32 protein-coding genes are annotated in these 24728 nt (G+C 59.8%); 23 read left to right on the top strand and 9 right to left on the bottom strand.

The features are described from left to right. Positions 1 to 78 precede the first annotated feature (78 nt). From Q1K31_RS10605 to Q1K31_RS10665, 13 genes are all read left to right on the top strand, one after another. Positions 79 to 585 (top strand): Na+/H+ antiporter subunit E, encoded by a 507-nt coding sequence (locus Q1K31_RS10605; protein WP_300379227.1) that lies wholly within the window; start codon positions 79 to 81, stop codon positions 583 to 585. Then, positions 582 to 893: a monovalent cation/H+ antiporter complex subunit F gene (locus Q1K31_RS10610; RefSeq protein WP_300379228.1), complete on the top strand. Its 312-nt coding sequence runs from the start codon at positions 582 to 584 to the stop codon at positions 891 to 893. Before Q1K31_RS10605 ends, Q1K31_RS10610 begins: the two co-directional genes overlap by 4 nt. Then, complete coding sequence (mnhG, locus tag Q1K31_RS10615; RefSeq protein ID WP_300379229.1) at positions 886 to 1251, top strand: monovalent cation/H(+) antiporter subunit G; 366 nt, start codon at positions 886 to 888, stop codon at positions 1249 to 1251. Before Q1K31_RS10610 ends, mnhG begins: the two co-directional genes overlap by 8 nt. After that, entirely contained in the window at positions 1248 to 1844 is a 597-nt protein-coding gene (locus Q1K31_RS10620; RefSeq protein ID WP_300379230.1) for a DUF4040 domain-containing protein, read from the top strand. Before mnhG ends, Q1K31_RS10620 begins: the two co-directional genes overlap by 4 nt. Before the next feature lies 1 nt (position 1845). After that, on the top strand, positions 1846 to 2304 hold the full coding sequence (locus tag Q1K31_RS10625; RefSeq protein ID WP_300379231.1) for a Na(+)/H(+) antiporter subunit B: 459 nt from the start codon (positions 1846 to 1848) through the stop codon (positions 2302 to 2304). After that, complete coding sequence (locus Q1K31_RS10630) at positions 2304 to 2822, top strand: cation:proton antiporter subunit C (protein WP_300379232.1); 519 nt, start codon at positions 2304 to 2306, stop codon at positions 2820 to 2822. The genes Q1K31_RS10625 and Q1K31_RS10630 overlap by 1 nt, the downstream gene beginning before the upstream one ends. Then, a complete protein-coding gene (locus Q1K31_RS10635) occupies positions 2819 to 4354 on the top strand; it encodes a monovalent cation/H+ antiporter subunit D family protein (RefSeq protein WP_300379233.1) in 1536 nt (511 codons plus the stop codon). The genes Q1K31_RS10630 and Q1K31_RS10635 overlap by 4 nt, the downstream gene beginning before the upstream one ends. Further along, entirely contained in the window at positions 4351 to 5832 is a 1482-nt protein-coding gene (locus Q1K31_RS10640; RefSeq protein ID WP_300379234.1) for a proton-conducting transporter membrane subunit, read from the top strand. Before Q1K31_RS10635 ends, Q1K31_RS10640 begins: the two co-directional genes overlap by 4 nt. After that, on the top strand, positions 5829 to 6215 hold the full coding sequence (locus Q1K31_RS10645; RefSeq protein ID WP_300379235.1) for a hypothetical protein: 387 nt from the start codon (positions 5829 to 5831) through the stop codon (positions 6213 to 6215). Before Q1K31_RS10640 ends, Q1K31_RS10645 begins: the two co-directional genes overlap by 4 nt. After that, positions 6212 to 7960, top strand: coding sequence for a Na(+)/H(+) antiporter subunit D (locus tag Q1K31_RS10650; protein WP_300379236.1), 1749 nt, complete (start codon positions 6212 to 6214; stop codon positions 7958 to 7960). The genes Q1K31_RS10645 and Q1K31_RS10650 overlap by 4 nt, the downstream gene beginning before the upstream one ends. Before the next feature lie 187 nt (positions 7961 to 8147). Continuing rightward, on the top strand, positions 8148 to 8564 hold the full coding sequence (locus Q1K31_RS10655) for a MucR family transcriptional regulator (protein ID WP_300379237.1): 417 nt from the start codon (positions 8148 to 8150) through the stop codon (positions 8562 to 8564). Positions 8565 to 8729: 165 nt separating this feature from the next. After that, positions 8730 to 9224, top strand: a complete 495-nt coding sequence (locus Q1K31_RS10660) for a PAS domain-containing protein (RefSeq protein ID WP_300379238.1) — start codon at positions 8730 to 8732, stop codon at positions 9222 to 9224. Positions 9225 to 9315: 91 nt separating this feature from the next. After that, positions 9316 to 9699, top strand: coding sequence for a helix-turn-helix domain-containing protein (locus tag Q1K31_RS10665; protein WP_300379239.1), 384 nt, complete (start codon positions 9316 to 9318; stop codon positions 9697 to 9699). Here the strand turns inward: Q1K31_RS10665 and Q1K31_RS10670 are convergent. Then, positions 9644 to 10096: a SufE family protein gene (locus tag Q1K31_RS10670; RefSeq protein WP_300379240.1), complete on the bottom strand. Its 453-nt coding sequence runs from the start codon at positions 10094 to 10096 to the stop codon at positions 9644 to 9646. The two genes, Q1K31_RS10665 and Q1K31_RS10670, sit on opposite strands and share 56 nt — an antisense overlap. A gap of 80 nt (positions 10097 to 10176) precedes the next feature. After that, positions 10177 to 11220, bottom strand: a complete 1044-nt coding sequence (locus Q1K31_RS10675) for a hypothetical protein (protein ID WP_300379241.1) — start codon at positions 11218 to 11220, stop codon at positions 10177 to 10179. A gap of 117 nt (positions 11221 to 11337) precedes the next feature. On the opposite strand from Q1K31_RS10675, the gene Q1K31_RS10680 reads away from it, so the two are divergent. Continuing rightward, positions 11338 to 13035, top strand: a complete 1698-nt coding sequence (locus tag Q1K31_RS10680; protein WP_300379242.1) for a HAMP domain-containing sensor histidine kinase — start codon at positions 11338 to 11340, stop codon at positions 13033 to 13035. Between the two features lie 26 nt (positions 13036 to 13061). On the opposite strand, the gene Q1K31_RS10685 is transcribed toward Q1K31_RS10680, so the two are convergent. After that, entirely contained in the window at positions 13062 to 13298 is a 237-nt protein-coding gene (locus Q1K31_RS10685; RefSeq protein ID WP_300379243.1) for a hypothetical protein, read from the bottom strand. A 91-nt stretch (positions 13299 to 13389) separates the two neighbouring features. Here Q1K31_RS10685 and Q1K31_RS10690 point away from each other — a divergent pair, with 91 nt between their 5' ends. The 6 genes from Q1K31_RS10690 to Q1K31_RS10715 all read left to right on the top strand — a co-directional run bounded on the left by Q1K31_RS10690 (position 13390) and on the right by Q1K31_RS10715 (position 16814). Further along, positions 13390 to 13749, top strand: coding sequence for a DUF1491 family protein (locus Q1K31_RS10690; protein WP_300379244.1), 360 nt, complete (start codon positions 13390 to 13392; stop codon positions 13747 to 13749). A gap of 90 nt (positions 13750 to 13839) precedes the next feature. After that, positions 13840 to 14430: a thymidine kinase gene (locus Q1K31_RS10695; protein WP_300379245.1), complete on the top strand. Its 591-nt coding sequence runs from the start codon at positions 13840 to 13842 to the stop codon at positions 14428 to 14430. A 136-nt stretch (positions 14431 to 14566) separates the two neighbouring features. Continuing rightward, entirely contained in the window at positions 14567 to 15106 is a 540-nt protein-coding gene (locus Q1K31_RS10700; protein ID WP_300379246.1) for a rhodanese-like domain-containing protein, read from the top strand. Between the two features lie 163 nt (positions 15107 to 15269). Next, positions 15270 to 16085: a ferredoxin--NADP reductase gene (locus Q1K31_RS10705; protein ID WP_300379247.1), complete on the top strand. Its 816-nt coding sequence runs from the start codon at positions 15270 to 15272 to the stop codon at positions 16083 to 16085. Positions 16086 to 16107: 22 nt separating this feature from the next. Next, complete coding sequence (locus Q1K31_RS10710; RefSeq protein WP_300379248.1) at positions 16108 to 16566, top strand: GNAT family N-acetyltransferase; 459 nt, start codon at positions 16108 to 16110, stop codon at positions 16564 to 16566. Positions 16567 to 16622: 56 nt separating this feature from the next. Further along, positions 16623 to 16814, top strand: coding sequence for a hypothetical protein (locus Q1K31_RS10715; protein ID WP_300379249.1), 192 nt, complete (start codon positions 16623 to 16625; stop codon positions 16812 to 16814). Here the strand turns inward: Q1K31_RS10715 and aroC are convergent, their stop codons facing one another. After that, positions 16815 to 17903 (bottom strand): chorismate synthase, encoded by a 1089-nt coding sequence (aroC, locus tag Q1K31_RS10720; protein ID WP_300379250.1) that lies wholly within the window; start codon positions 17901 to 17903, stop codon positions 16815 to 16817. A gap of 153 nt (positions 17904 to 18056) precedes the next feature. Between aroC and Q1K31_RS10725 the strand changes: the two genes are divergently transcribed. Beyond that, entirely contained in the window at positions 18057 to 18812 is a 756-nt protein-coding gene (locus Q1K31_RS10725) for an SDR family NAD(P)-dependent oxidoreductase (RefSeq protein WP_300379251.1), read from the top strand. Between the two features lie 51 nt (positions 18813 to 18863). Then, positions 18864 to 19535, top strand: coding sequence for a pyridoxamine 5'-phosphate oxidase (pdxH, locus tag Q1K31_RS10730; protein ID WP_300379252.1), 672 nt, complete (start codon positions 18864 to 18866; stop codon positions 19533 to 19535). Between the two features lie 4 nt (positions 19536 to 19539). Here pdxH and Q1K31_RS10735 read toward each other — a convergent pair whose 3' ends face one another. The 5 genes from Q1K31_RS10735 to Q1K31_RS10755 all read right to left on the bottom strand — a co-directional run bounded on the left by Q1K31_RS10735 (position 19540) and on the right by Q1K31_RS10755 (position 22935). Beyond that, a complete protein-coding gene (locus Q1K31_RS10735) occupies positions 19540 to 20397 on the bottom strand; it encodes a fatty acid desaturase (protein ID WP_300379253.1) in 858 nt (285 codons plus the stop codon). Next, on the bottom strand, positions 20394 to 20591 hold the full coding sequence (locus Q1K31_RS10740; RefSeq protein ID WP_300379254.1) for a hypothetical protein: 198 nt from the start codon (positions 20589 to 20591) through the stop codon (positions 20394 to 20396). The genes Q1K31_RS10735 and Q1K31_RS10740 overlap by 4 nt, the downstream gene beginning before the upstream one ends. A gap of 63 nt (positions 20592 to 20654) precedes the next feature. After that, positions 20655 to 21527 (bottom strand): fatty acid desaturase, encoded by an 873-nt coding sequence (locus Q1K31_RS10745; protein ID WP_300379255.1) that lies wholly within the window; start codon positions 21525 to 21527, stop codon positions 20655 to 20657. Further along, entirely contained in the window at positions 21527 to 21721 is a 195-nt protein-coding gene (locus Q1K31_RS10750; protein WP_300379256.1) for a hypothetical protein, read from the bottom strand. The genes Q1K31_RS10745 and Q1K31_RS10750 overlap by 1 nt, the downstream gene beginning before the upstream one ends. A 212-nt stretch (positions 21722 to 21933) precedes the next feature. Next, a complete protein-coding gene (locus Q1K31_RS10755) occupies positions 21934 to 22935 on the bottom strand; it encodes a glycerophosphodiester phosphodiesterase family protein (RefSeq protein WP_300379257.1) in 1002 nt (333 codons plus the stop codon). Between the two features lie 105 nt (positions 22936 to 23040). On the opposite strand from Q1K31_RS10755, the gene Q1K31_RS10760 reads away from it, so the two are divergent. After that, entirely contained in the window at positions 23041 to 24666 is a 1626-nt protein-coding gene (locus tag Q1K31_RS10760; protein ID WP_300379258.1) for a long-chain-fatty-acid--CoA ligase, read from the top strand. Positions 24667 to 24728: the final 62 nt, after the last annotated feature.

Below are 24728 nucleotides of genomic sequence, written 5' to 3' on the forward strand. Positions count from 1 at the left end.
TCGGGTCTGGTCAAAGCGGGTACGAACATTTAACAGTTCCTGAGAAGTCAAAACCAAGACTGAGGGAGCGGGTTACCTGTGGGCTATTTTATTGGGCTGATCGTCGTCCTGGGCGCGCTTTGGCTCGGCCTGTCAGGCATTTACACGCCGCTGCTGCTGATCCTTGCGACAATTTCGATTCTGCTTTGCCTGATTCTGGCGGCACGCCTTGAAACGGTTGACCGGGAGGGTGCGCCCTATGCCCGTGCGCCACAGATCATCCGCTACTGGTGCTGGCTGATCGTGGAAATCTTCAAGGCCAACTGGCCTGTCATCAAGGCCTGTGTCAGCGCAAATCGGGACATCAATCCGGCGCTCGTCAAAGTGAAGACCCAGTGTGAGAGTGATCTCGCCAAGACGATATTCGCCAATTCCATCACGCTGACACCGGGCACCGTCACAATCGAGGTCGAAGGCAACAAGCTGCTTGTCCACGCCCTTTACGAAGAGGATGCAACGCCGGAATCGTTTGCCGAGATGGACGAGCGCTCCAGGCGGTCTGTCGACAGGCGTGCAACAGACGGAAATGAGCAGGTGAGCGCATGATCGGAGCAGCAGCCATAGCCCTGATCGTTGCGATCGCCCTGATGATGATTCGCGCGCTGAGCGGGCCGACACTTTATGATCGCGTGCTGGCGATGAACTCGCTCGGCACCAAGATCGTTCTGTTCATTGGCGTTCTGGGCTTTGTGCTCGGGCGTCCGGACTTCCTTGATGTTTCAGTGCTTTATGCCCTGATCAACTTTGTCTCGACGATCGCGATCCTGAAATTCTTCCGCTACCGCTCCTTCCAGGTGCCCCTGATGCGGCGCACCCCTGCGCGGCGGCCTGCCGAGGGAGGTGAGGGTGACTGAAGTGCTTGATATCATCATGGCGGTTAAGCCGGTCCTGGGCGCATTGCTGTGTCTGGTTGGCGGTATTCTGGCGATCATCGGCACGGTCGGTGTGCTGCGCTTTCCTGATTTCTATACGCGTCTTCACGCAGCCAGTATCACCGATACGAGCGCGGCCACGCTGACCATTCTCGGCATGGTATTGCTCGCGCCAAGCTGGCTGATCGTCTTCAAACTCGCGGCGATCTGGCTGTTCCTGTTCCTTTCGGGGCCGACCGGCTCTCACGCACTGGCCAATGCGGCGCATACGGCGGGGCTGCAACCTGTCATCGGGCGCCTGCGCGGCCGCGTTGATTCCTCAGGGGAGGAGCCATCATGACCGGATATGAAGGTGCCGATCTCGCCATTGCCCTGATCAATGTCGTCCTGCTGGGGCTGCTCTTCGTGATTGGTATCGCGATTGCGCGCATGCGCAGCCTGTTTGCGATTGTCATGCTGTCGGGCATCTATTCGCTGATTTCAGCCACGTGGTTTGTTGCCGTGGATGCAGTCGATGTGGCCTTTACCGAGGCGGCTGTGGGGGCCGGGATTTCGACCGCGCTGCTGCTCGGCGCGATGCTGCTGACGTCGCGCACGGCCAAGCCGGAAAAGAAGGCCATGTCTCTCGTTCCGCTGCTGGTCGTGATCGCGACCGGTGCCATGCTGGTCTATGCGACCATTGATCTGCCAGCCTTCGGTGATCCGGAAAGTCCGGCCAATACCTATGTGGGCACTGATTACATCGAGCGCACGCCTGAGGATATCGGGGTGCCAAACCTCGTGACGGCGGTCCTCGCCAGTTACCGGGGCTTTGATACGCTGGGTGAGACAGGCGTGGTGTTTGCCGCAGCCCTGGCCGTTATCCTGCTGCTTGGCTTCGGGGAGCGTTCACTCGCGTCCAGTGTTGGAAGCCGCAGGGGACGGGAGAAGTGAGATGAGCCAGAAGACAGATCATCACGTCATCCTGCGCATTGTCGCCAAGCCGCTGATCCCCATTATCGCGCTATTCGGCTTTTATGTGCACTTTCACGGGGACTACAGCCCCGGCGGCGGTTTCCAGGCCGGGTGTATCATCGCTGTCTCGGTGATCCTGTATTCCCTGATCTTCGGCATTGCCCCGGCAATGCGCGCCGTGCCGCCGGCTTTTACAAGGTCGCTTGCAGCACTCGGCTTCCTGATCTTTGGCGGCGTCGGTGTCTGGGCGCTCCTGATGGGCGGCAATTATCTCGACTATGACGCGCTGTTCAACGAGCCGCCGGGCGGCCATGACGGTCAGCACTACGGCATTCTCATGGTCGAGTTGGGCGTGCTGTTCGCCGTGGCAGGCTCCATGCTGTCGATCTTCTATGCGTTTGCGGGCCGCGTTACTGAAATCAAGGATGAGGACTGGTAATGCTGGAATTCATTCTGGAGCGCGGGAACTACTGGGCGATCATCGGCCTGATGATGATCGGGCTGTACACGCTGTTTGCCGCGACAAACCTGATCAAGCGTCTGGTGGGGCTGTCCATTTTCCAGACATCCATCATCCTGTTCTATATCTCGCTCTCACGTATTGATGGCGGCACCGCGCCGATCCTCTATGGCAAGGACGCCAAGGGACACGGCGGCGGTCATGGAGAGGAGGCTGCGGCGGGACATGCTGCAGAGGCCACACATGGCGCAGCCGATGCCGCACACGGCGCAGCCAGTCACGGCATGGCGCATATCTATTCCAACCCGCTGCCGCATGTCCTGATGCTGACAGCGATTGTTGTCGGTGTCGCGACGCTGGCGGTCGGTCTCGCGATCGTTGTGCGTATCCGCGAGGCTTACGGCACGATCGAGAGCGATGAAATCCGTCAGATGGACCTGGACGTTGCGCTGGCGGAATACGCTGAAGATCATTCTGGTGAGGCGAACCCGGCATGATGGACTGGATCCTGCAAATGGCGCCGGCATGGGCCGAAGCGCATGCCCCGGCGTTGATCGTCGTCCTGCCGCTTCTGGCCGGGCCGATCTGTGCTTTCCTGCCGGGCAAGGGGCGGATCGCCTGGTTGCTGACTGTGGCGGTGACAGCCCTCTGTACCCTGCTGGCGCTGGTGCTTCTGGCACAGGTGCGCTCGGTCGAGGGCGGGGCGATCATCTCATATGCAATGGGGGGCTGGGCCCCGCCACACGGTATCGAATTCCGCATTGATGCGCTGAATGTGCTCGTGCTCCTCCTGGTCAGCAGTATTGCCTTCCTGACCAGCATATTCGGCTGGCCCACGATCCGCGCGGAAATCAATCAGGAAAAGCGCGCCATGTTCTTTGGCGCGTTCCAGGTCTGCTTCATGGGCCTGCTGGGCGTCACCTCAACGGGCGATGCGTTCAACCTCTTCGTCTTCCTCGAGCTATCCTCGATTGCGACTTACGTGCTTGTCGCCCTCGGCTCGGGCCGTGACAGGCGCGCACTGCCGGCCGCCATCGACTATCTGTTGATGGGCACGATCGGGGCGAGCTTCTATGTCTTCGGTGTCGGCTTCCTTTATGCTGCGACGGGCACGCTCAACATGGCCGACCTGGCCCTGCAGCTGCAGGATGTCGGTGGTAACCGGGCCGTCCAGGTAGGGTTTGCCTTCATTCTTGTCGGGCTTGGCCTGAAAGCGGCAATGTTCCCGCTGCACCAGTGGCTGCCAAACGCCTATTCCTACAGCCCCAGCTTCGTCACCGCCTTCCTTGCTGCGACAGCAACGAAGGTGGCGATCTATGCACTGGTGCGCTTCCTGTTCTCGGTTTTCTCGCTGGAATACATCTTCGAGGGCGCAAGCCTCGCCATGATCCTGATGCCGATGGGGATTGCTGCGATGCTGGCCTGTTCCTTCCAGGCGATCTTCCAGACAGACATACGCCGGACGCTTGCCTATTCTTCCGTGGCGCAGGTCGGTTACATGCTGCTGGGTATCTCGCTCGGCACGGCTGTCGGCGTTTCGGCGGGCCTGTTCCATCTGGTCAACCACGCGCTGATGAAAGGCGCACTGTTCATGGCGGTCGCCGGTGTTGTGCTGACCTATCAGGGCACCCGCATTCATGACTTTGCAGGCCTTGGGCGGGCGGCTCCCTGGACGATGACGGCCTTCGCTATTGCTGCGCTGTCGCTTATCGGTGTGCCGCTGACAGCCGGCTTCCAGTCCAAGTTCGCGCTGGTTTCAGCACTGCTGGCAAGCGGTTGGTGGTGGGCTGCCCTGATCGTCGTATTCTCGAGTGTGCTGGCGGTTGTCTATATGGGCCGCATCCTTGAGGCGGTTTTCTTCAAGGCACCGAACAATCCGCACAAGGAACACAAGGAAGCCCCGCTTCTCCTGCTTATTCCACTCTGGGTTCTGGCGCTCGCCAATATCTGGGTCGGGGTGAACGGCAGCTTCGTTTCCGGGCTGGCCGATGACGCTGCCGCAGCCCTGTTTATCGGAGGTCTCCAATGAGCGGTGAGCTTCTGATTCTCGCGGCGCTTATCATCCCGCTTGTCACCGGTGCCGGTATCTTCATCTTCGGCAAGCTGCCGGACATCCGTGAGGGTGTCACACTGGTCGGCGCAGCGCTTCTGTTTGCCACAGCCATCGGGCTGGCCATGTCGGTCGGTACCGGGGCTTCGGCACAGTTCTTCCTTGGCACAGCTGTGCCCGGTCTCGACTTCGCCTTCGAGATGGAGCCACTGGGCGCCATGTTCGCGCTGGTGGCGAGCGGGCTGTGGATCGTCAACAGCTTCTATTCCATCGGCTATATGCGTGGCGGCAAGGAGCGGCACCAGACGCGTTTCTATATCTGTTTCGCCATCGCCCTGATGGGCGCGATGGGCGTTGCCATGGCGTCGAACCTGTTCACCCTGTTCGTCTTCTATGAAGTGCTGACGCTGTCGACCTTCCCGCTAGTGGCCCACAAGGGCACCGCGGAGGCGCTGCGCGGCGGACGTATCTACCTGATGACGCTGCTGGCGACCTCGATCGGGCTTTTCCTGGTTGGTATCATCTGGACGGCGACACTGGCAGGCAGCATGGATTTCGTGCCTGGCGGCCTTCTTGCCGGTGTCGATGGTGTGACGCCACTCATTGCGAGCGCGCTACTCATCCTGTTTGCCTTCGGTATCGGCAAGGCTGCGCTGATGCCGATCCATTTCTGGCTGCCAAACGCCATGGTCGCGCCAACGCCGGTTTCGGCGCTGCTGCATGCCGTGGCCGTTGTGAAGGCCGGTGTGTTCACCATGGCCAAGGTCGGGGTCTACGTCTTCGGGCTCGACCTGCTGAAAGAGACGCCTGCGCGGGACTTTGTACTGGCAGTAGCGTGTTTCACGATTGTTGTCGCCTCGCTGGTGGCTCTCACCAAGGACAACCTCAAGGCACGGCTTGCCTATTCGACGATTGGCCAGCTTGCCTATGTCACAGCGGGGGTGATGCTGGCGACCACAGCAGGCGTCATGGGCGGCAGTCTCCAGATTGCCGCGCACGCCTTTGGCAAGATTACGCTCTTCATGTGTGCCGGTGCCATCTATGTCGCGACCGGCAAGGCGCAGATTTCGGAGATGCGCGGGCTGGGGCGGCGTATGCCCTGGGTGTTTGGGGCGTTCCTCGTCGGGTCGCTGTCAATTATCGGGATTCCGCCTTTTGCGGGCACGTGGCCGAAGGTCATGCTGATGCTTGGGTCGGCTGATACCGGCGATGCCTATGTCGCGTGGGTTCTGATTCTCTCGTCGTTGCTGAACATTGCCTATCTTCTGCCGATTGCCTTCATCGGCCTGATGCCGCCAAAAGGCACGCCGGAACCTGTGGCTTATAAACGGCCCGGTGGTGCGCCGATGTTCACTGTGGCAGCGCCGGTCTTTACCGCTTTCGGGACCCTCGTCCTCTTTTTCTTCATGGGCGAGCTCTATGATTTCCTTCTGCCAGCTATTGGAGGCCAGCCATGAGCGATCCCGCCAAGCCGCCCCATCTGAGCGATCATGGTGAACATGAGCTGCCTGATGACAGCTACACCACACCGACAGCGAAATTCCTTTTCGGCTGGACATCGAAGCCGTGGACAAGCCGCCTCCTGCTGATCGTCACTGTCTTGATTTCGCTTATCCTGATCGGGCTGGAACCGCTGCTGGAGGCCCTTTCGGGCGAGGGGCATCATTTCCGCCATACCTATTTCGATATCGACGCGATCACCGCGTTCCATGCCTGGTGGGGCTTCGGATCTTTCACGCTGGTCGTGCTCGCAGGCTGGCCGCTCGGCCGTCTCATGCGCCGGCGGGAAGACTACTATGACGACGAAGCAGAACCGGCTGGCGAGGAGCCCCACGCATGAGTGAGCTGATTTCCTCCATAAACCCGGGTCTCATCCTGATCCTGGCCGGTATCCTGGCAGGTCTGGTGCCCATGCAGCGTGCGCGCCAGGCGCTGACGCTGACAGCCCCGGTCATTGGCCTTTTGCTGCTGCTGGCCGCCCCGCGTGAGACCGATCTCGCCACGATGAGCCTCATGGGCTTCGACATGGTGCTTTACCGGGTCGACTCGCTTTCCTTCATTTTCGGGCTCGCTTTCCTCATCGCGGCGTTCATCAATGCCGTCTACTCGTTGCACAATGACAGCCAGCTCGAGGATTCGATGGCGCTGTCCTATATGGGCGCAGCCGTGGCGGCCTGTTTCTGCGGCGACTTCATCAGCCTGTTTGTCTTCTGGGAACTGACGGCAGTCACGTCGGTCTTCCTGATTTTCCTGTCAGGCACGAATGCGGCCTACAAGGCAGGGATGCGCTATCTGGGCCTGCATGTCCTGTCTGGCGTGATGCTCCTTTTCGGGGCGATGCTGCTCTATTTCGACACCGGCGATCTTGGCATACGCCAGCTCGAGCTTGGTAATCCGGGTGTGCTGCTCATCTTTCTGGCGCTGGGTATCAAGGCAGGCTTTCCCTTCCTGCACACCTGGCTTGCAGACGCCTATCCCAAGGCGACAGTCACCGGCACGGTGATCCTGTCGGCCTTCACCACAAAGCTCGCCATCTATGCGCTGGCGCGGATGTTCCCCGGAGAGCAGAGCCTGATCTGGATCGGCGCGATCATGACTGTCTATCCGGTCTTCTTCGCCGTGGTCGAAAATGACCTGCGCAAGGTGCTGTCCTTCTCGCTGAACAACCAGCTCGGCTTCATGGTCTGTGCGATCGGGGTGGGTACGCCGCTGGCGCTGAATGGCGCGGCTGCCCACGCCTTCTGCCACATCATGTACAAATCGCTCCTGTTCATGAGCATGGGCGCCGTGCTCTACCGCACAGGCACGACCAAGGCGACAGAGCTTGGCGGGCTTTACCGCACCATGCCCTGGACAACGGTTTTCTGCCTGATTGGGGCCGCCTCGATCTCGGCGTTCCCGCTTTTCTCCGGCTTCGTCTCGAAGTCCCTGACCATGAGCGCCGTCGCCGGCGGAGGTTTCCTGATCCCGTTCCTGATGCTTCTGTTCGCCTCGGCTGGCGTGCTGGAGCATTCCGGCATCAAGATCCCGTACTTCGCCTTCTTTGGCCATGACAGTGGCAAGCGCCCGCGTGAGGCGCCGTTCAACATGCTGCTCGCCATGGGGGCTGCGGCCTTCATCTGTGTCGGCGTCGGGCTTCCGGCCTTTTTGCCGGGCTTTGGCTTCGACTGGCTCTATTCCATCGTGCCGTATGCCGATGATCCGTACACGCAAGGCTACGAGCCTTACACAGCGGATCACATCCTGACCCAGATGCAGCTCCTGATGCTGGCCATATTCGCCTTCGTCATCCTGCAACGTATTGGCGCGTATCCGCCGGAGAAGCGCGGGATCATCCTCGATACCGACATTCTCTGGCGCAAGGTTGGCTATGGGCTGGCCCGGTGGAGCGGGTCTGTCTGGCAAAAGGCTGGCCCCGCTCTGACTGGCGTATTCGGCGGCCTTTCAGCACGCGCCTTCACGCGCCTGGAAGCTGCGTTCAGCCCGCGGGGCACGCTGGCGAGAGGCGGACTCTATAACGGCATGGCTGTCTGGACTGCAGTTCTCCTTGGGCTGGCGCTGGTCGTGGCGTTCTTTATTCGCTAGCGGCAGGATATTGTTCGTTAAAAGCAGAGCCAGTCCGCGCAAGTCGTGCGGACTGCTTTGCTAACATATATCATGATACCGCTGCACTAGACTGCGATTTAAGAATAGAAACTGATATAGCTTGCGTTTACGCTGTGCTGTGTTTTTATAATGACTTTGTAATCACAAATAAAAGCTGGAGTAGACCGTGGACGCACCCGTAGAAAATGGCGTTACGCCCGTGACTGACCCGCTGGAACTGACGACAGAAATCGTCGCCGCCTATGTCAGCAATAATCCCGTTCAGAGTAGTGAACTCTCCAATATTATCCGCAATGTGCACGCTACCCTGACCGGGCTGTCCAGCACGCCTGTGGAGACTGTCGAGGCCAAGCCCGCCATTCCCGTGAAGAAGTCGGTGACGGATGACTACATCGTCTGCCTCGAAGACGGGAAGAAGTTCAAGTCGCTCAAGCGCCACTTGCGCGCGAAGTATGACATGACCCCCGAAGAATACCGTGAAAAGTGGGGGCTGCCGTATGATTATCCCATGGTCGCGCCGAGCTATGCTCGTAAACGCTCCAAGCTTGCCAAGCAAATGGGCCTGGGAACAGGCAAGAAGTAGAAGAGTGCTTTGTCGAATACTTCATTTCGGGTTCAAAACGAAACGTTTCGCATCCGAAATGAAGTATATGTTTCATTAAAGTTAATTTTTTACATGGCAGAGACTTGCCGCCGGAATCGAATTCCGCCACACCAGTGATATCGCATCACCACGGGGGTGGCTCACATGATCAGGCAAGGTGGATTTCGGGGGCTTTCCAGAGCCCAGAAAGAGATCATCGGACACTGGGAGGCCGTGCGCGGGGACCGTAGTCTTCCGGGCAAGAGCGACATCGATCCCGGCGCGCTACGGACGCATCTGGCTTCCATCTCGATAATTGAGTTGAGTGCGCATGGGGAGGCACGGTTCCGCATTGCCGGATCCGGTCTGCGCCGGATGCTCGGCGGCGAGATGCGCGGGCGTTTTCTGAACGAACTGGAAAGCGATCTGGCGGCGATGTGGTCACTGGGGCTGAACGGCGCTATCCGGCGGGCAGAGCCAGTCGGCGGTATTGTGGAGCGTTCCAAGGATCAGCATGCTTGGCTGCGTCTTCCGCTCGAGGCGGAGAATGGCGCGCGTAACCTGGTCATGTGTCATGACGTCCTTTTGTCCAATCGCAAGCCGGAAAGACCTGAGCACGAAGACTTCCTGTCCGCTCTTACAAGAGGTCTGGCGGCCTGACTTTATTGGGATTGATTTCCCGAAATAGGAAAAATATCCTACACCCTGTCCGGAGGGCCTAGTATGGTCTTTCAGACACAGGGAGATGGATATGAAACGAGTGGCACATCATAATGACATACATAATGTTCGCCTCGCGGCGGGCCTGACAGGGTTTGCGTTAAGGCTTCCGGCTGAAACGATCCTGTCCTTCGACCAGCGTGAGCACAGGATTGCGCGGGCCCGCCAGGTGGCTATGTATCTCTGTCATGTCGTGCTGGGGATGAGCCTGGCGCGGATTGCCACGGCGATGGGGCGGGATCGTTCAACCGTGGCGCATGGCTGCCACCGGGTCGAGGATTTCCGTGACGATCCTGAAATTGATGCCTGGCTGGATGATCTTGAGAGCCGCCTCAGGGTGGCTGCCAATCCGGTAGATGTTACCCGTTGCCAGGCACACCGTCAGACACCGGCTGAGCGTCTGCAGCTGATTTGATCCGCTCAAGCATGGAGTTCAGCCCATTGGAACGCTGCGCGGTCAGGGCCCCTGTAACACCTATGTTCTCAAGGAAAGCAGGCGCGTCAAAGGCGAGGATTTCGTCCTTTCGGGCATCAGAGAACAACCGGATGAGCAGGGCGATCAGGCCGGACACGATCATGGCGTCTGATTCGGCGCGCATCTTCAGTCGGTCACCCTCGCTGGCATCGAACACCATCCAGACCTGCGAGGCGCAACCGCGCACGCGGGCGTCCTCAGTCCGCTCTTCCGGTTCAAGCGCAGGGTTCTGTTTGCCAAGGTCGATGATGTGGGCGTAACGCGTTTCCCAGTCGTCGAGAAACTCGAACTCGGCAGAGATGTCGTCGGCGCGTTCCTGTACAGTCATGACAGCCATTTGGGGCGCTTTGAGACAAAAGAAAACCCCGGTCCGCCAGAAACGGTCCGGGGTACGAGAGATTGAAAGTATCTTTGAGTTTACTGGCTGACCTTGCTTATGCAACGCCCAACATCAGCCAGCGCATGTTCGCCAATGCAGAAAGGCACTTCGAAATGCTGGTGCGTGGCGGCGATGCACTGCTGCAAATTCAGCTGCGCCATGGTGAGGCAGCCTTCGGTCTGCTTTTCAGTAAGTGCGCTCTTCACGGGCGTGGCACCTGTGTCGTTCGCCCCCAGGATGCGATAGGCAGCCAGCGTGGCGATTCGGTCAGCAATCGGTTTCTTGCCGGCGGCGACGTTACTGTCCGGCAGGCCGGCCGTGCCGGAACTCTCTGGCGGGCGGATGGAAACGGCAGAGCTTGAAACATTCTCCCAGACAGAAGTTGCCCCTTGCGATCCGGCTGTAACCAGGACCGTGTCTATGCCGGGCGCGGAGAAGGCGGACACCATGCCGTTGCGTGCCGGGCGCCCGGTCAGCGAGGAAGCCCGAAGCTGGGTCGCCAGATTGCCGGAGTCGCCGATACGGCCTTTTGCCCAGCTCTGCGCCTGAAGGGTGTAGGCCTGTTCCTTGACGATAGCGGCGGTGTTGACGAGCCGCTGCGAGTCCGCCTCGACCGCGCCAAGCGCTGAACGTACTGCCGCGCGGCCACCATGCAGTGAGTGGGCGTAATCTGTATCGTTCTGCAGGCCGCGCACAACCGCATCCTTGCCATAGAAGCCTTCAACATCGCGAAGGGCGGCGCGGAATTCGGGGGTCTGCGAGGCAACCAGGGCCGAATACGCCATCCAGCCGCGTGCGAGCTGTTCTGAGTTCTGCCCGCCAAGCGTTCTCAGGGCCGCCTGGATATCTGAGGAGCTCTGGAAACTGTTACGCTTAATATCAGTGACATCGCCATGATAGGTCGCGTAAACGGCGGCAGCCGAAGCAAGTGGATCGGTCGTCGGGGCGGGCGTTTCCTGTGCAGTTGCCGCCGCCTGCACATTGAGTGGTTCGACTTCAGCAGCAGGCTGTACCTGGGCCACACCGGGCAGGGCTACAACAAGAGCGCCAAGAGTTGCTGCGCAAAGTCTGTTGAAATTCATGTTCAGGTTCCCTCGCATTGGCTGACACCACAGTGGCCTATCTTTCCAGCCTTGCAAAGCGTATCGTGGAGTCGGGAGTCGGTTACGACTGAAACTTAATGTTCAGCCAGAGTGAGAATGACTAACAAATCTGACCGGTCTGTTAATGCGCTGCGCCAGTCGAGGCTGACGGGACTCTTTCTCCTGTGGTTCGTGCTGACAGGCATTGCGGCTGCCACTCTGACGGGTGGCGGGGTGGCCCCGTACATTACCGGCCCGGCACTGGTCCTGTCCCTGTTTCCAGCAATACTTACCCTGTTCGTCGCGCTGGCAGGACGGGCCTGGCCGAGCAGCGTCCAGGCCGCACTTGTATGTCTGCCGTGGCTGTTGATGAGTAGCGTTTTCGTGATGCTGACCGGCGGCATTTCCTCGCCCGCCCTCGTTTTCGCGGTTTTTCCCCCGCTTTTTGCACTGGCTTTCGGCTGGCGCATGCTGGCTATTGAAGCGGCTGTCTTCTCGCTGATGTCAGCCCTGCTGGCCATCAGCCTGTCGGCCTTCTCGGCGGACTTTCCGGCGGCCAGCGATCTGGCCCGGACAGGAGAAGCATTCGCTATTGCCGGGCTTTGCCTGCTGCCCTTTCTCATTGCCGGTTTCCGCCAGCACCGGGCAGACCCTCCGAAAGCGGCCACAAGCCCTGAGCCCCTCACGAAGACAGACCTCCCTGTCGAGACGGCCGCTCCGGCTAACAGCGCAGCAGAAGGGCTGGAGCCGCTCGAGACGGTTCCTGACGCACATGAAGAACGCCGCGCCATCGTCGACCTGACAAGGGAAGGACATGTCCGTTCGGTATCAGGAGACCTGCCTGACGGCCTGTCCCTAAAGCCCGGCATGGGCTTCACCGATGCTTTTCCCGAGGAGACACGTGCCCCCTTGTTATTGCACATGACCAATGGGGGAACGTTCCGCCACCCCGTCAAAGGGGGCGGGGCTGTTGAATTGACCGTTGACCGCCACGACCTCGGGGCGCGCGTCTTTATTCTCGATGTCGCCGACATAGAGGCCGGGCTGGCCGAAACCGGGAAGGCAAGTTCGACTATCGCAGCAGAGGCCGAGGCGGCACTGGCTGAGCGGACTGCCTTTTTCGCGAGTCTCAGCCATGAGCTGAAAACGCCGCTGAATGCAATTCTCGGCTTTACCGAAATCATGCGCATGGAACTGCGCGGCGAGATGCCCGACGCCTACAAGGATTATGCCTCGCTGATCCATGAAAGCGGGCAGGACCTGCTGTTGATGGTTGAGGATATTCTTGATTACGCCCGCACTGAAGCGGGAGAGGTGCAGCTTGACTGTGAGCCTGTCGACCTTGTCGCAAGCGCCCGGTCGGTCATGGAGCAGTTGTCGGGACAGGCCCATCGCACCGGTGTCAGGGTGAGCCTTCAGGCCACCGGAGAGGTCTGGGCGCTGGCAGATGTACGCGCAGTCCGCCAGATCTGGCAGAACCTGCTTTCAAATGCGCTGAAATATTCAGAAGAGGGGGGAGTGGTCACGCTCGATGCGCGCGCCGGAAAGGAGGTTGTCGGCCTGTCCGTACGCGACCATGGCGCAGGCATGGACGCCGAAGACCTCGACCGTATTGCCCGGCCTTTCCAGCAGGGACGCAATGCCAAGGGCCGGACCGGTACGGGACTTGGCCTTGCAGTCGTGAAATCCTTTGCGGATGCAATGCAAGGCAAGGTCATCATAGATACTGCGCCCGGACGGGGCACGCGCGTGCGGGTCATGTTGCCAAAGATCGATGCAGAGCAGTATGCACCAATGGAAGATGCCGCCGAATAGCCGTGTTGGCGCATGCGTCGGCTCGCTCAGCCCTGGCGCTGTTCGATCCGGGTTTCGCGGATCAGCAGGGCGAAGCTTGAAATAATGAGGCAGCCCAGCACCACAAAAGCCACTTCGACAGGAAAGACCCCAAGGCTGACAACTTCGCTGGCACGCCCGGCAATCATTTCGGTATTGGCGGTGTTCACCGGCACGGCCTGTTCGCTGGCAAGGCCGGGGGCCTGCATGAGGGGCGAGCTGAAGAACTTTGAAAACAAGGTCATGATTGCGTGTGCCATATGGTTACCGAAATCTTTATTTGGAACACATGCTGCAATCAACATGCCGGAATAGGGCAACAGGCGGGAATTTGCGATGCAGGAAGAGAGACTTCCAAGCTGGATATGGGTTGATGCGCTGATACGCCGTGTCCAGGCGGCCGGCGCGGCCTGTTTCGTGGTCCAGTCGGGAGACCGCGAGCGCGGCGATGTCCTGGTCAAGGTTGCAGACCTTGCAGGCATGGCGCGCGGCTATGTCCCGCGTACGAGCATGGAAGGGGTGCGCGTATTTTCCGACCTGCGGCTTCAGGGAATTGGCGAGAGCGAAGCCGACATCGATTCCTATGTCGCACGCACCCGGGCGCGCGATCCAGACCTCTGGGTTCTCGAGATAGAGGACAGGCAGGCACGCCATTTCATCACCGAGCCGGTGGAGACGCCGGACACGTCTGATTAAGCTACAGGAACGGTCTTGGCAGGTCTGGTGGAAAGTCGCATCACTGGGCATCCGACAAGGCCCACAGCATAGCGTGAGGAGGCCAGCTGCTTGGCAAAGCTCTATTTCACCTATTCGGCAATGAATGCCGGTAAGACGACAATCCTGCTCCAGTCAGCCTACAATTACCGCGAGCGCGGAATGCAGGTGATGTTGTGGACGTCTGGACACTATAGCGACGAGGCGGGCGAGCGCGCAGATATCTGCTCTCGTATCGGTCTCCAGGCGGATGCCCGGCTGTACCGTGACGGGCTGGATATGTTCGAGGTCATCTCCGCGCGCAAGAATGACGGGCCGCTGAATGCGGTCTTTGTCGATGAAGCCCAGTTTCTTGATCCTGACCAGGTCTGGCAACTGGCCCGTGTGGCTGACGGGCTGGGTGTGCCGGTGATGTGTTACGGCCTGCGTACCGATTTTCAGGGCAAGCTATTTCCGGGCTCCGCAGAGCTTCTGGCGATTGCCGACCAGCTACGTGAGGTGAGAACCATCTGTCATTGCGGGCGCAAGGCGACGATGACGGCTCGCCTCGGAGCAGACGGCATGGCTATCACGGAAGGCGCCCAGGTCGAGGTCGAGAAGACGAATTATGTCTCGCTCTGCCGGCGTCACTGGGAAGAAGTGACCCATATCCATCCCGGCTGAAGACCGGGATAAAATTCCATTCAGGCACGAAAAAAGGCAAAGCGCGCGCAAGATGATCCTGCGATTGCCGTCTCCTGCGCCCAATCCGGCCCCAATTCGGGGGCAGGGTGAAATCATGGCGAGAAGGAGAGCCGCGATGAGCGAACGGCGCAATGCAATACTCGGGCTGGCTGTGATTGTCGTGTTTATCACGTCCGGCATGATGGCGAATGCACAGACACGCACTCCGGAAAAAGTGCCTGCCGACATTGATTACCGGGGATTTGCGCAGGTCAGCGAGAAGGTCATGACCTATCGGGAATCCCGCAAGGTCAGCCTTGCAGGGTTCAATGAAATGCGCACCCAGCCGGATACGATCATCCTCGATACCCGTAGCCGGGCAGCCTATGAGGCGGGTCACATCCGGGGCGCTGTGCACCTGAATTTTTCGGACATCACGGATGAGGCGCTGGCGGACCTGATCCCCACGCGCGACACACGCATCCTGATTTACTGCAATAACAACTTCACTGACGATGCCAGGCCAGTGATGCTCAAGCGTTCACCCTTCGCGCTCAACATCCCGACATTCATCACCCTGTACGGCTATGGATACGAGAACATCTACGAGCTTGGCGAGCAGGTTTCGATCCATGATGCGGACGTCTACTGGACGGGGCTGCGGCAGGCCTCCTGAAGGGTACGTTGGCGTGTAACCGGCCCCGTCTATCCCCGGCGGGGCACCGGGTTTGGCGGTTTCCCGGCTGTTTTAGTTCTGCTAAAGTGATCATTTGCTGCCTTGCACAATAGCTGCATCGCCGTCATCTGACAGGCGAACCAGCCAGTTTCAGGATTTGAGAATGACGACTGCCAGTACAGAGACAGCCGCCCCACGCGTCAATCCGAACGCGCCGACAGAGGAAACCGTCGTGTCGGTCGAGCATTACACCGACCGGCTCTTTTCCTTCCGTATCTCCCGCCCGCAAAGCTTTCGCTTCCGTTCGGGCGAGTTCGTAATGATCGGCCTGCCGCGCGAAAACGGCAAACCGCTTCTGCGCGCCTATTCGGTCGCTTCGCCGGCCTGGGATGACACGCTGGAATTCTACTCGATCAAGGTGCCGGACGGCCCGCTGACCTCGCGCCTCCAGAACATCAAGGAAGGCGACAAGGTTCTGCTCGGCAAGAAGCCAACAGGCACGCTCGTGCTCGATGCACTGACGCCCGGCAAGCGCCTCTACCTCTTCTCCACCGGGACCGGCTTTGCGCCGTTTGCAAGCCTGATCCGCGATCCGGAAACCTATGAGAAGTTCGAGGACGTGATCGTCACCCATACCTGCCGCCAGAATGGTGAGCTGAAATACTCCGCCCGCCTTGTCGAGGATCTGGTGAACGACCCGCTCGTCGGCGAGATGGTGCATGGCAAGCTGCGCCTGTTCACGACCTGCACGCAGGAAGAGTTCGAGCGCATGGGCCGGCCAACCGATCTCATCCGCTCAGGTGATCTTTTCAAATCCCTCGATGTGCCACCCATGGATCCGTCCACCGACCGGGCGATGATCTGCGGCTCCATGCCGATGACGCTCGAAATGAAAGAGCTGATGCAGGAGGCCGGTCTCACCGAGGGGTCAAACGCCGCCCCGGCTGAGTTCGTTATTGAAAAGGCCTTCGTGGGGTAGCAATCTTGCGCGCATAGTTCTTGTGCGTAATTTCACCCCGGCGGATGGTCCCGCTTTCAAGGCGCTCAATCTCGCCTGGATCGAACAGATGTTCGATGTCGAGGCCTCCGACCTTGCCCAGCTGGATGATCCCCAGGCGACGATTATAGATCTTGGCGGGCGTGTATTAATCGCTGAAGTCGATGGCGAGCCTGTCGGCACGGCCGGCCTTGTTGCCGGACATGCGCCAGGCACGCTCGAACTCGTCAAGATGAGCGCGCGCGATGACATGCGTGGCAAGGGGGTCGGCAAGGCCCTGATGGCGGCCTGCATTGAAACGGCACGCGAGGTAGGGGCGAAATGTATCTGGCTGGAATCAAACCGGAAACTTGATGCCGCGCTCGGTCTCTACAAGGCGGCGGGATTCCGTGAACTGACCGGGGAAGAGATGGCGGACACGCCATACACACGCTGTGATATCCAGATGGTTCTGGAGCTTTGAGGCGCCGCGGCAGCATATATCTCAAACGGTTCGCCTTGATTGCCGGGGCGATATTCGTGCTGACGGGGGTCGCCGCATTGGTGGGAGACGCCGATGAAGCCGCTCCAAGCAAGAAAACAGCTGTCTTCGTCAGGGCTTTACGCAGTCTGCGGGAAGCCTTTGGCGATCCGGGCGGTGGTATCGCCATGATTGCAGTGGGGCTGCTACTCGGCGGGCTTCTCTATTGGGCAGCCGGACGCAACTCCTGATTAGCCCATCTGCCCGCGATGGCGCAATTTAGCGTCCGCCAGCACGCAGGCCAGCATCGCTTCGGCGACCGGTACGGCACGGATGCCGACGCACGGATCATGACGCCCCTTGGTGCGCACATCGACCTCCTCGCCATCGCGCGTCACGGACCGTGTCACCGTCAGGATGGAGGACGTTGGCTTGATCGCAACGCGCACCACCACATCCTGTCCCGTCGATATGCCGCCAGCCACACCGCCATTATTGTTCGAAAGGAAGCGCACGCCTTCATTTCCCATGCGCATCTCGTCTGCATTCTCCTCGCCCGATAGGGCTGCTGCACCGAAGCCTGCGCCGATCTCGACACCCTTGGCGGCATTGATGCTCATCATGGCCGCGGCCAGCTCTCCGTCGAGCTTGCCATAGACCGGCGCCCCCCAGCCGGCTGGCACGCCTGAAGCCCGCACTTCGACCACTGCGCCAGAGCTTGAGCCTGCCTTGCGGGTTTCGTCCAGGAAGGTTTCCCATTTTTGTGCGGCGCCTTCGTCCGGACACCAGAACGGGTTCTTCGTCGTTTCGTCCCAGTCCCAGGCCTCCCGGTCGATCATGTGCGGGCCGATCTGGACGACCGCGCCCCGGATCAGGATATCTTCGCCGATCACCCGGCGCGCCACGGCACCGGCTGCCACACGGGCTGCGGTTTCACGTGCGGAGCTGCGCCCGCCGCCGCGATAGTCGCGTACGCCATATTTCTGGTCGTAAGGATAGTCGGCATGTCCGGGCCGGTAGCGGTCGCGGATCTCGGAATAGTCCTTCGAGCGCTGGTCTGTATTCTCGATCATCATCGAGATGGGTGTGCCAGTCGTGACCTGGCCATCGGTCCGGTCATCCTCGAAGACACCGGAGAGGATTTTCACCGCATCCGGTTCCTTGCGCTGCGTGACGAAGCGGCTGGTGCCCGGCTTGCGCGCGTCGAGATAGGTCTGCACCCAGGCCTCGTCGAGCTTCAGGCCTGGCGGGCAGCCATCGACCACGCAGCCAAGCGCGGCGCCGTGGCTTTCGCCCCAGGTGGTGACACGGAAGAGGTGGCCGAAAGTGTTATGCGACATGCAGGGCCTTGAAGCGCAAAACGGTGTCTTTGAACAGATGCACGGGCGGGTTTATCGCAAAAATCATCGCTTAAATTTCGGCGTGTGGCTCATTGATAAGTCCCTGAAAGGGAATAGGCTCGTGTCCACGAAACCATAAAGGGCAGGACCATTATGACTTACGACTTCTCCGGCAAGAATGCGGTTGTGACAGGCGCGAGCCGTGGCATCGGCGCAGCGATTGCAAGAACGCTTGCCGAGGATGGCGCCCGCGTCTGCCTCGTGGCGCGCAACACCGAGGCGCTGGAAGAACTTGCAAAGGACCTGCCGAACGATCCGGTCGTCCTGCATGCCGATCTCGGTTCGCATGATGGCTGGAAGCCGCTGGCGGAAGCCATTCTCGAACAGCTCGGGCCTGTCGATGTCCTCGTCAACAATGCTGGCGTCAGCGTGCATGAGCCAGCCGGTAAAGTGACGGAAGAAGGGCTCGACGCGACGCTCAATATCAACGTCCGCAACCTGATCCTGCTCACTGACGCGCTGACCGAAAGCCTGAAATCCCGCAGGGGCAATATCGTCAACATCTCTTCTGTCTCGGCCAGCACAGGCAGTGTCGGCCAAATTGCCTATTCGGCCTCCAAGGGCGCGGTGAACTCGATGACGCGCAACATGTCGATTGACCTTGGCCGGGCCGGGGTGCGGGTGAATGCCGTCGCGCCGGGCGTCATTGATGACGGCATGTGGAAGACTGCCTTTGAGAGCGGGCTTGATCGCGACAAGACGATGCAACGGATCGGAAAGGTCGTGCCGCTGGAAGGGCGCTGGGGCAGTGCGCAGAACATTGCTGACGCGGTCGCCTTCCTCGCCTCCGGCAAGGCGGATTATGTCACGGGACAGGTTCTGCGCGTCGATGGCGGTATTCTGGCGTGATGCTCGACCTATATGAGCCTGACAGGGCACTGCCGATACAGGATACAAGCCATGAGTAAGGCTGACCGCCAGACCGTTATCCCGCCATCCCCGAGCGAGGCTGACTATCAGCGTGATAGTGCGGGCAACCCGCTGATCCCGGATATCAGCGATCCAATCGCCCTGTTCACCACATGGATGGGCGAGGCGCGCGAGGCCGAGCCGAACGATGCCAATGCCATGTCACTGGCCACTGTCGATGCCGGGGGGCGGCCTGACGTACGTGTCGTTTTGCTCAAGGGCGTTTCGGACGAGGGCTTTACCTTCTATACCAATTTCGAAAGCGCAAAGGGCGAGCAGCTCAAGGCCAACCCGTTTGCCGCGCTCGGCTTTCACTGGAAGTCGCTGCGCCGTCAGGTGCGCGTGCGCGGAGCCATCCAGCCTGTGCCAGATGAAGAGGCCGATGCCTATTTTGCCTCCCGCGCCCGTGTGAGCCGCCTCAGCGCCGCTGCCTCCGACCAGTCGCGCCCATTGCCGTCTCGTGATGTTTTTGAGAAACGTATCGCGGCGCTGGAAAAGGAGTTCGAGGGCCAGGACAACATTCCGCGCCCGTCAGTCTGGGGTGGGTTTCGCCTGGTGCCAGAGGAGATCGAGTTCTGGCAGGATCAGGCCTTTCGTATGCATGACCGGCTGAAATTCACGCAGAAAGACGGCGTCTGGACGACCACACGGCTTTATCCGTAAGCCTTCAAAGCTCTTCAATGCGAGCGCCGCGCGCTTCAAGGACGGGTTTCATTTCCCAGTACGCTTGCGGTGTGCGGTAGAGCGGTATGCGCGGATGAAGATGGTGTACGATGTGATACTGCATCCCCATTGAGCCAAGATTACCGACAATGGAGCGAAAGCTGCGCGTATTACGATAGCGGCCTGTCTCGGTTGCTGGATGGTGCGGTGCCCAGCTGAGATAGAACTGGATATAGGTCAGCGCGATATGACGCGGCAGCCACCAGAGCAGGGCGGCCTCCAGCGCGAATCCAGTCCAGGCGAGCGTAAAAAGAATGGTGTAGAAGACGAGTTCATACACAACATAATCAAGTAGGACATCGGCGCGGCCAATTCGCTGAAGTGTCCCGCGATAGGCATTCTCGTGGCCAGGCTGTCGGTTTCGGATGCTCGTCCAGATCGCGGCAAGCGGCCCTTTCGCCTGCGTGCCATGGTCGGGGTCGAGATTCGGATCATTGGCATGCTTATGATGCTCAAGGTGTGTGAGTTTCGCGACCCGATAGGGAAGCAGGAGCGGAATCGTCGAGATGTGGCCGACGAGCTCGTTCAGCCAGCGCAGTCGGCTGCCGGGCTGGGCAATAATGTCATGCTGGGCTTCATGTGAGGGCAGATAGCTCAACATGATATTGAGTGTCGCGATGATAAATCCGGCCCAGAGCGGAATGACCCCCAGCATGACGAGTGGCCAGAGGCTGAGCCAGACAACAATATTCGTGAACGCCCAGGTCACGGCAAGATAGGGGAACTTGCCGATGTGACGCCGTGCGATCTCGCGCTCGATTTTCGCCAGCCCGGTTTCGGTCGTTGTTGATATATCGCTCATATCCAGCGTCCTCTGGCCTGCGCCACAACACCAAGCAGCCCGCCGATAATCAGGCCAGTCGTCAGTGACGAGAGACCGAAAGGCGGTGTCCAGCCTGCTGATTTGATGATCTGGGCTGTAAGGGGGGCCAGAAAACCGAAAGCAAAGAGCAGGGGGCCGAAGCGAAAAACGACTTGCACGATCTGGATCATCATTCTCTCCCGAGAAAGAAGATGACACATGCGTCAACTTTTTGCAATGAGGTTGTCGTAAGCCCTCTAAAGCCCGTCCACGTTTGCCCCGCGTGCTTCAAGAACGGGCTTCATTTCCCAATAGGCCTGTGGCGTGCGGTAGAGCGGTATACGCGGATGCAGGTGATGCACGACATGATACTGCATCCCCATTGAGCCGAGATTGCCGACGACCGAACGGAAGCTGCGCGTAGCGCGGTGTGGATGGGTTTCTTCTGCCGGATGGTGTGGTGCCCAGCTCAGATAGAACTGGATATAGGTGTAGCCGATATGGTGCGGTAGCCACCAGAGCGCGGCCGCTTCTATGGCGTGGCCGCACCAGGCAAGGGCGAACAGGCTCATGAACCATGCCAGGCGGCAAACTGCGGCTTCACGCAGCACGTCAAATCTTTTCAGCCTGACCAGTGTGCGCCCATAGGCATTGAACGCCCCTTTCGCGCGCGGCTGGCGATTGACGATCGAGCGCCAGACGGCATGCCACGGTCCGCGTGCGTGTGAGGAGACATCCGGGTCCAGCTCAGGGTGATTGGTATGCTTGTGATGTTCCTGGTGCGTGACCTTGGCCAGCTTGTAGGGAAGGGCAAGGGGAATTGTAGACAGGTGACCGATCAATTCGTTCAGCCAGCGCAGCTTCGAGCCGGGACGTGCGATGATGTCATGCTGGGCCTCATGGGACGGCAGATAGCCGACCGCGGCGTTTATGCTGGCGATGATGAGGCCGAGCCAGACAGGTATGATGCCGGTGAAGACGAGTGGCCACAGGGAGATCCATATGGCAAAGTTCACAATCGCGCAGATGACAATGAACCACGGAAACTTTCCGATATGCCGGCGGGCGATGTCGCGCTCGAGGCGGGCAAGTTCACGGTCGCTGAGCAGGCTGAGGTCACGGTCACTCATTAGATCCAGCGCCCCCGGATCTGTGCAGGAATACCAAGGGCAGCGGCGATCAGAAGGCCAGTGGCGAGCGGGCTGAGCCCGAAAGGCGGGGCCCATCCGGTACGCCCGATCAGCTGTGCGGCAAGGGGGGCAATGAAACCGGCCGCAAAGATCAGCGGCCCGAAATAGAAAACGCTCTTTAATCCCCGGCCCACAATGCCCCCTTCGGCGCGGTGTAATCCCCCGAACCGCCCAGCCTGTAATTATTACAACAGTTTCTGGACGTGTATTATATGGTAATAATTATAAACAACAGGTTTCATAAGCGCGAAATTACTAGCCTAAATCGCGTTTATTTCGGTCATTTATAAACCTGTAGGAGAAATTTGGGCGCGTAGGGCCGACTGAACCAACAGACGGGCCTACGTCACTTCATGAAATCGCGCATGCATTCCTTGCGGGCGATGTCCTGAGCCGTCCCGATGTTGCCATCGGCGCGGGCCAGCCGGTAGGGCGTATCGGTGGCCAGCATGGTCAGGCCGCCTTCGGACAGACGGTCATATTCGGAAGGGTCGCCGTCGGCCCAGTACTGGTCGTCCAGCCGCTCTCCGGGCCGGCCAAGCGTGCCAAACGCACTTTCGATGCCTTTCCTGGCAAGCGCCTGCCACTGGCCGGGCAGGGGAGAGCTCGTGCCAGTCCAGGCGATGAGGCGGTCAGGATCGGCACCGCTCTCGATCAGTGCAGCACGATGCTTATTGTCCCGGATTCCGGCAGTCATCATCATTTCCGGCGCGAGGCGGGCAACCTGTGCGGCCTCGGCATCATTATAGGTAATCAGGATGACATTCGATTCCGCACCGGCTTCACGCACCGCCGCGATAATATTGCGGAAACTGGTCGTCTCCTTGCGGTCGAGCTCGAGAATGGCGTTGTTGTCCACCGCCCATCCCAGCGCGGCGGCCAGTGTGGGAACCGGGAAATCCGTCACCGTGCCTTCATCGTCGACGAGGTTCAGCGCGGCAATCTCCTGCCAGTCAGTATCGGCGACCGCGCCGGAGCCTGTCGTCGTCCGCCCGAGCGTGCGGTCGTGCATCAGGAAGAGGGTGCCGTCACGGCTTTCGGCGACATCGACTTCCATGATGAAAGCGGCATTCGCCAGCGCATGGTCCAGTGTCTGTATCGCATTTTCCGGATAGCCGGGGGCCGGGCCGCCGCGATGGGCCGCCAGCAGCAGGCCACCTTCCTCGCGGACACAGTCGAACAGGGCAGGCAAGCGCTTATGGGCCTGCGGATCGGGGGCGGGCGATGTGGCGACGGTATCGAGGCTGGTATTGGCCATACCGGCCGTATCAGGCGCGCCTGCCTGTTCGCATGCAGCCAGCAGAACCGTGCTAATAGCCGATAAGAAAAGGCTTTTGTGAAATTTCATTGCGCCTCGCCCCTTTCAATTGCTTGCTGGCGACCCTAACGGGACATACAAGGAAAGTGAACGTCGCGTCACCCACGCGAAACAAGAAAACACCGGAGGAGACAAATGAAAGGCTTGATGCAGGATTGGCAGCTGACCGTGGACAAGGTTCTCGACCATGCCGCCCTCAATCATGGCGACCGCGAAATCGTCACCCGCAACGTCGAAGGCGAAGTTGTCCGCACGACTTACAATGCGCTGCACGGGCGCGCCAAGCAGGTTTCCAACGCGCTCCTGAAAGACGGGATCAAGCTGGGCGACCGCGTTGCTACGCTCGCCTGGAATACCGAAAAGCACATGGAAGCCTGGTACGGCACCATGGGCATCGGTGCCGTGCTACACACCGTGAACCCGCGCCTCCATCCGGATCAGGTCGCCTGGATCGCCAACCACGCTGAAGACCGTATCCTGATCTTTGACACGACCTTCCTGCCCATCGTCGAGGCGGCGAAAGACCAGTTCAAGACGATCGAGAAGTTCATCATCCTGGCCGCCCAGGACAAGATGCCGGAAAATTCACTGAATGCGGTATCCTATGAGGCCTGGATCGACGGCCAGCCGCAGGAAGCCGAATGGGGCAATTTCGACGAGCAGACTGCCTGCGGCCTCTGTTACACGTCCGGCACTACGGGCAATCCCAAGGGCGTGCTCTATTCCCACCGCTCCAACGTGCTGCACACCTTCATCACCATGGGCGTCGATACGCTGGGCATGGGCGCGGCAGATGTTGTCATGCCGGTCGTGCCGATGTTCCACGCCAATGCCTGGGGGCTGGCGTTTGCGTGCCCGGCAACCGGGGCCAAGATGGTCATGCCTGGCGCAGATATGTCCGGCAAGGCAGTCTATGAGCTGCTCGACAAGGAGAAGGTGACGATCACGGCGGCCGTGCCGACTGTCTGGCTGCTCCTGCTCACCTATCTTGAGGAAAACAATCTCAAGCTGCCGCATCTGCGCAAGGTCGTCATTGGCGGTTCGGCGGTGCCGGAACGTATTCTCAGGGCGTTCGAGGAAGACTATGATGTCGAGGTGTTCCACGCCTGGGGCATGACGGAACTCTCGCCGCTTGGCACGCTCGGCTCGCTTCCAGCCGAACTCGCCGATGCGCCGCACGAGAAACAGGTTGCCTACAAATTGCAGCAGGGCCGCCCGCCATTCGGTGTGGAACTCAAGGTTGTCGATGATGATGGCAATGAGTTGCCGCGGGACGGCGAGACGTCGGGACGCCTTGTCTGCCGTGGCCCGGCGATTGCCTCTGAATACTTCAAGGGCGATGGCGGCAATATCCTGGACGAAAGCGGCTTTTTCGACACCGGCGATGTCGGCACGCTCGACAAGCACTCGACCATGCACATCACTGACCGGGCCAAGGATGTCATCAAGTCCGGCGGGGAGTGGATCTCCTCCATCGACATCGAGAACTTCGCCGTGGGCCATCCGAAGGTCGCCAATGCCGCCGCCATCGGCATCTATCACCCCAAATGGGATGAGCGTCCGCTGCTGATCGTCCAGCCGGCCGATGGCGAGAAGCCGTCCAAGGAAGAGGTGCTCAAGCAGCTTGAGGGCAAGATCGCCAAATGGTGGACGCCGGATGATGTTGCCTTTGTCGACGAAATCCCGCTGGGCGCGACCGGCAAGATCAACAAGTTGAAGCTGCGTGAAATGTTCAAGGACTACACGCTGCCGACAGCCTGAAACAGTGACCCGGGACAAGACGGCTTGTCCCGGATCAGCCCTTGCGGGTACGCAGCAGACAG

Source organism: Henriciella sp. (assembly GCF_029936995.1).
Classification (GTDB): Bacteria; Pseudomonadota; Alphaproteobacteria; order Caulobacterales; family Hyphomonadaceae; genus Henriciella.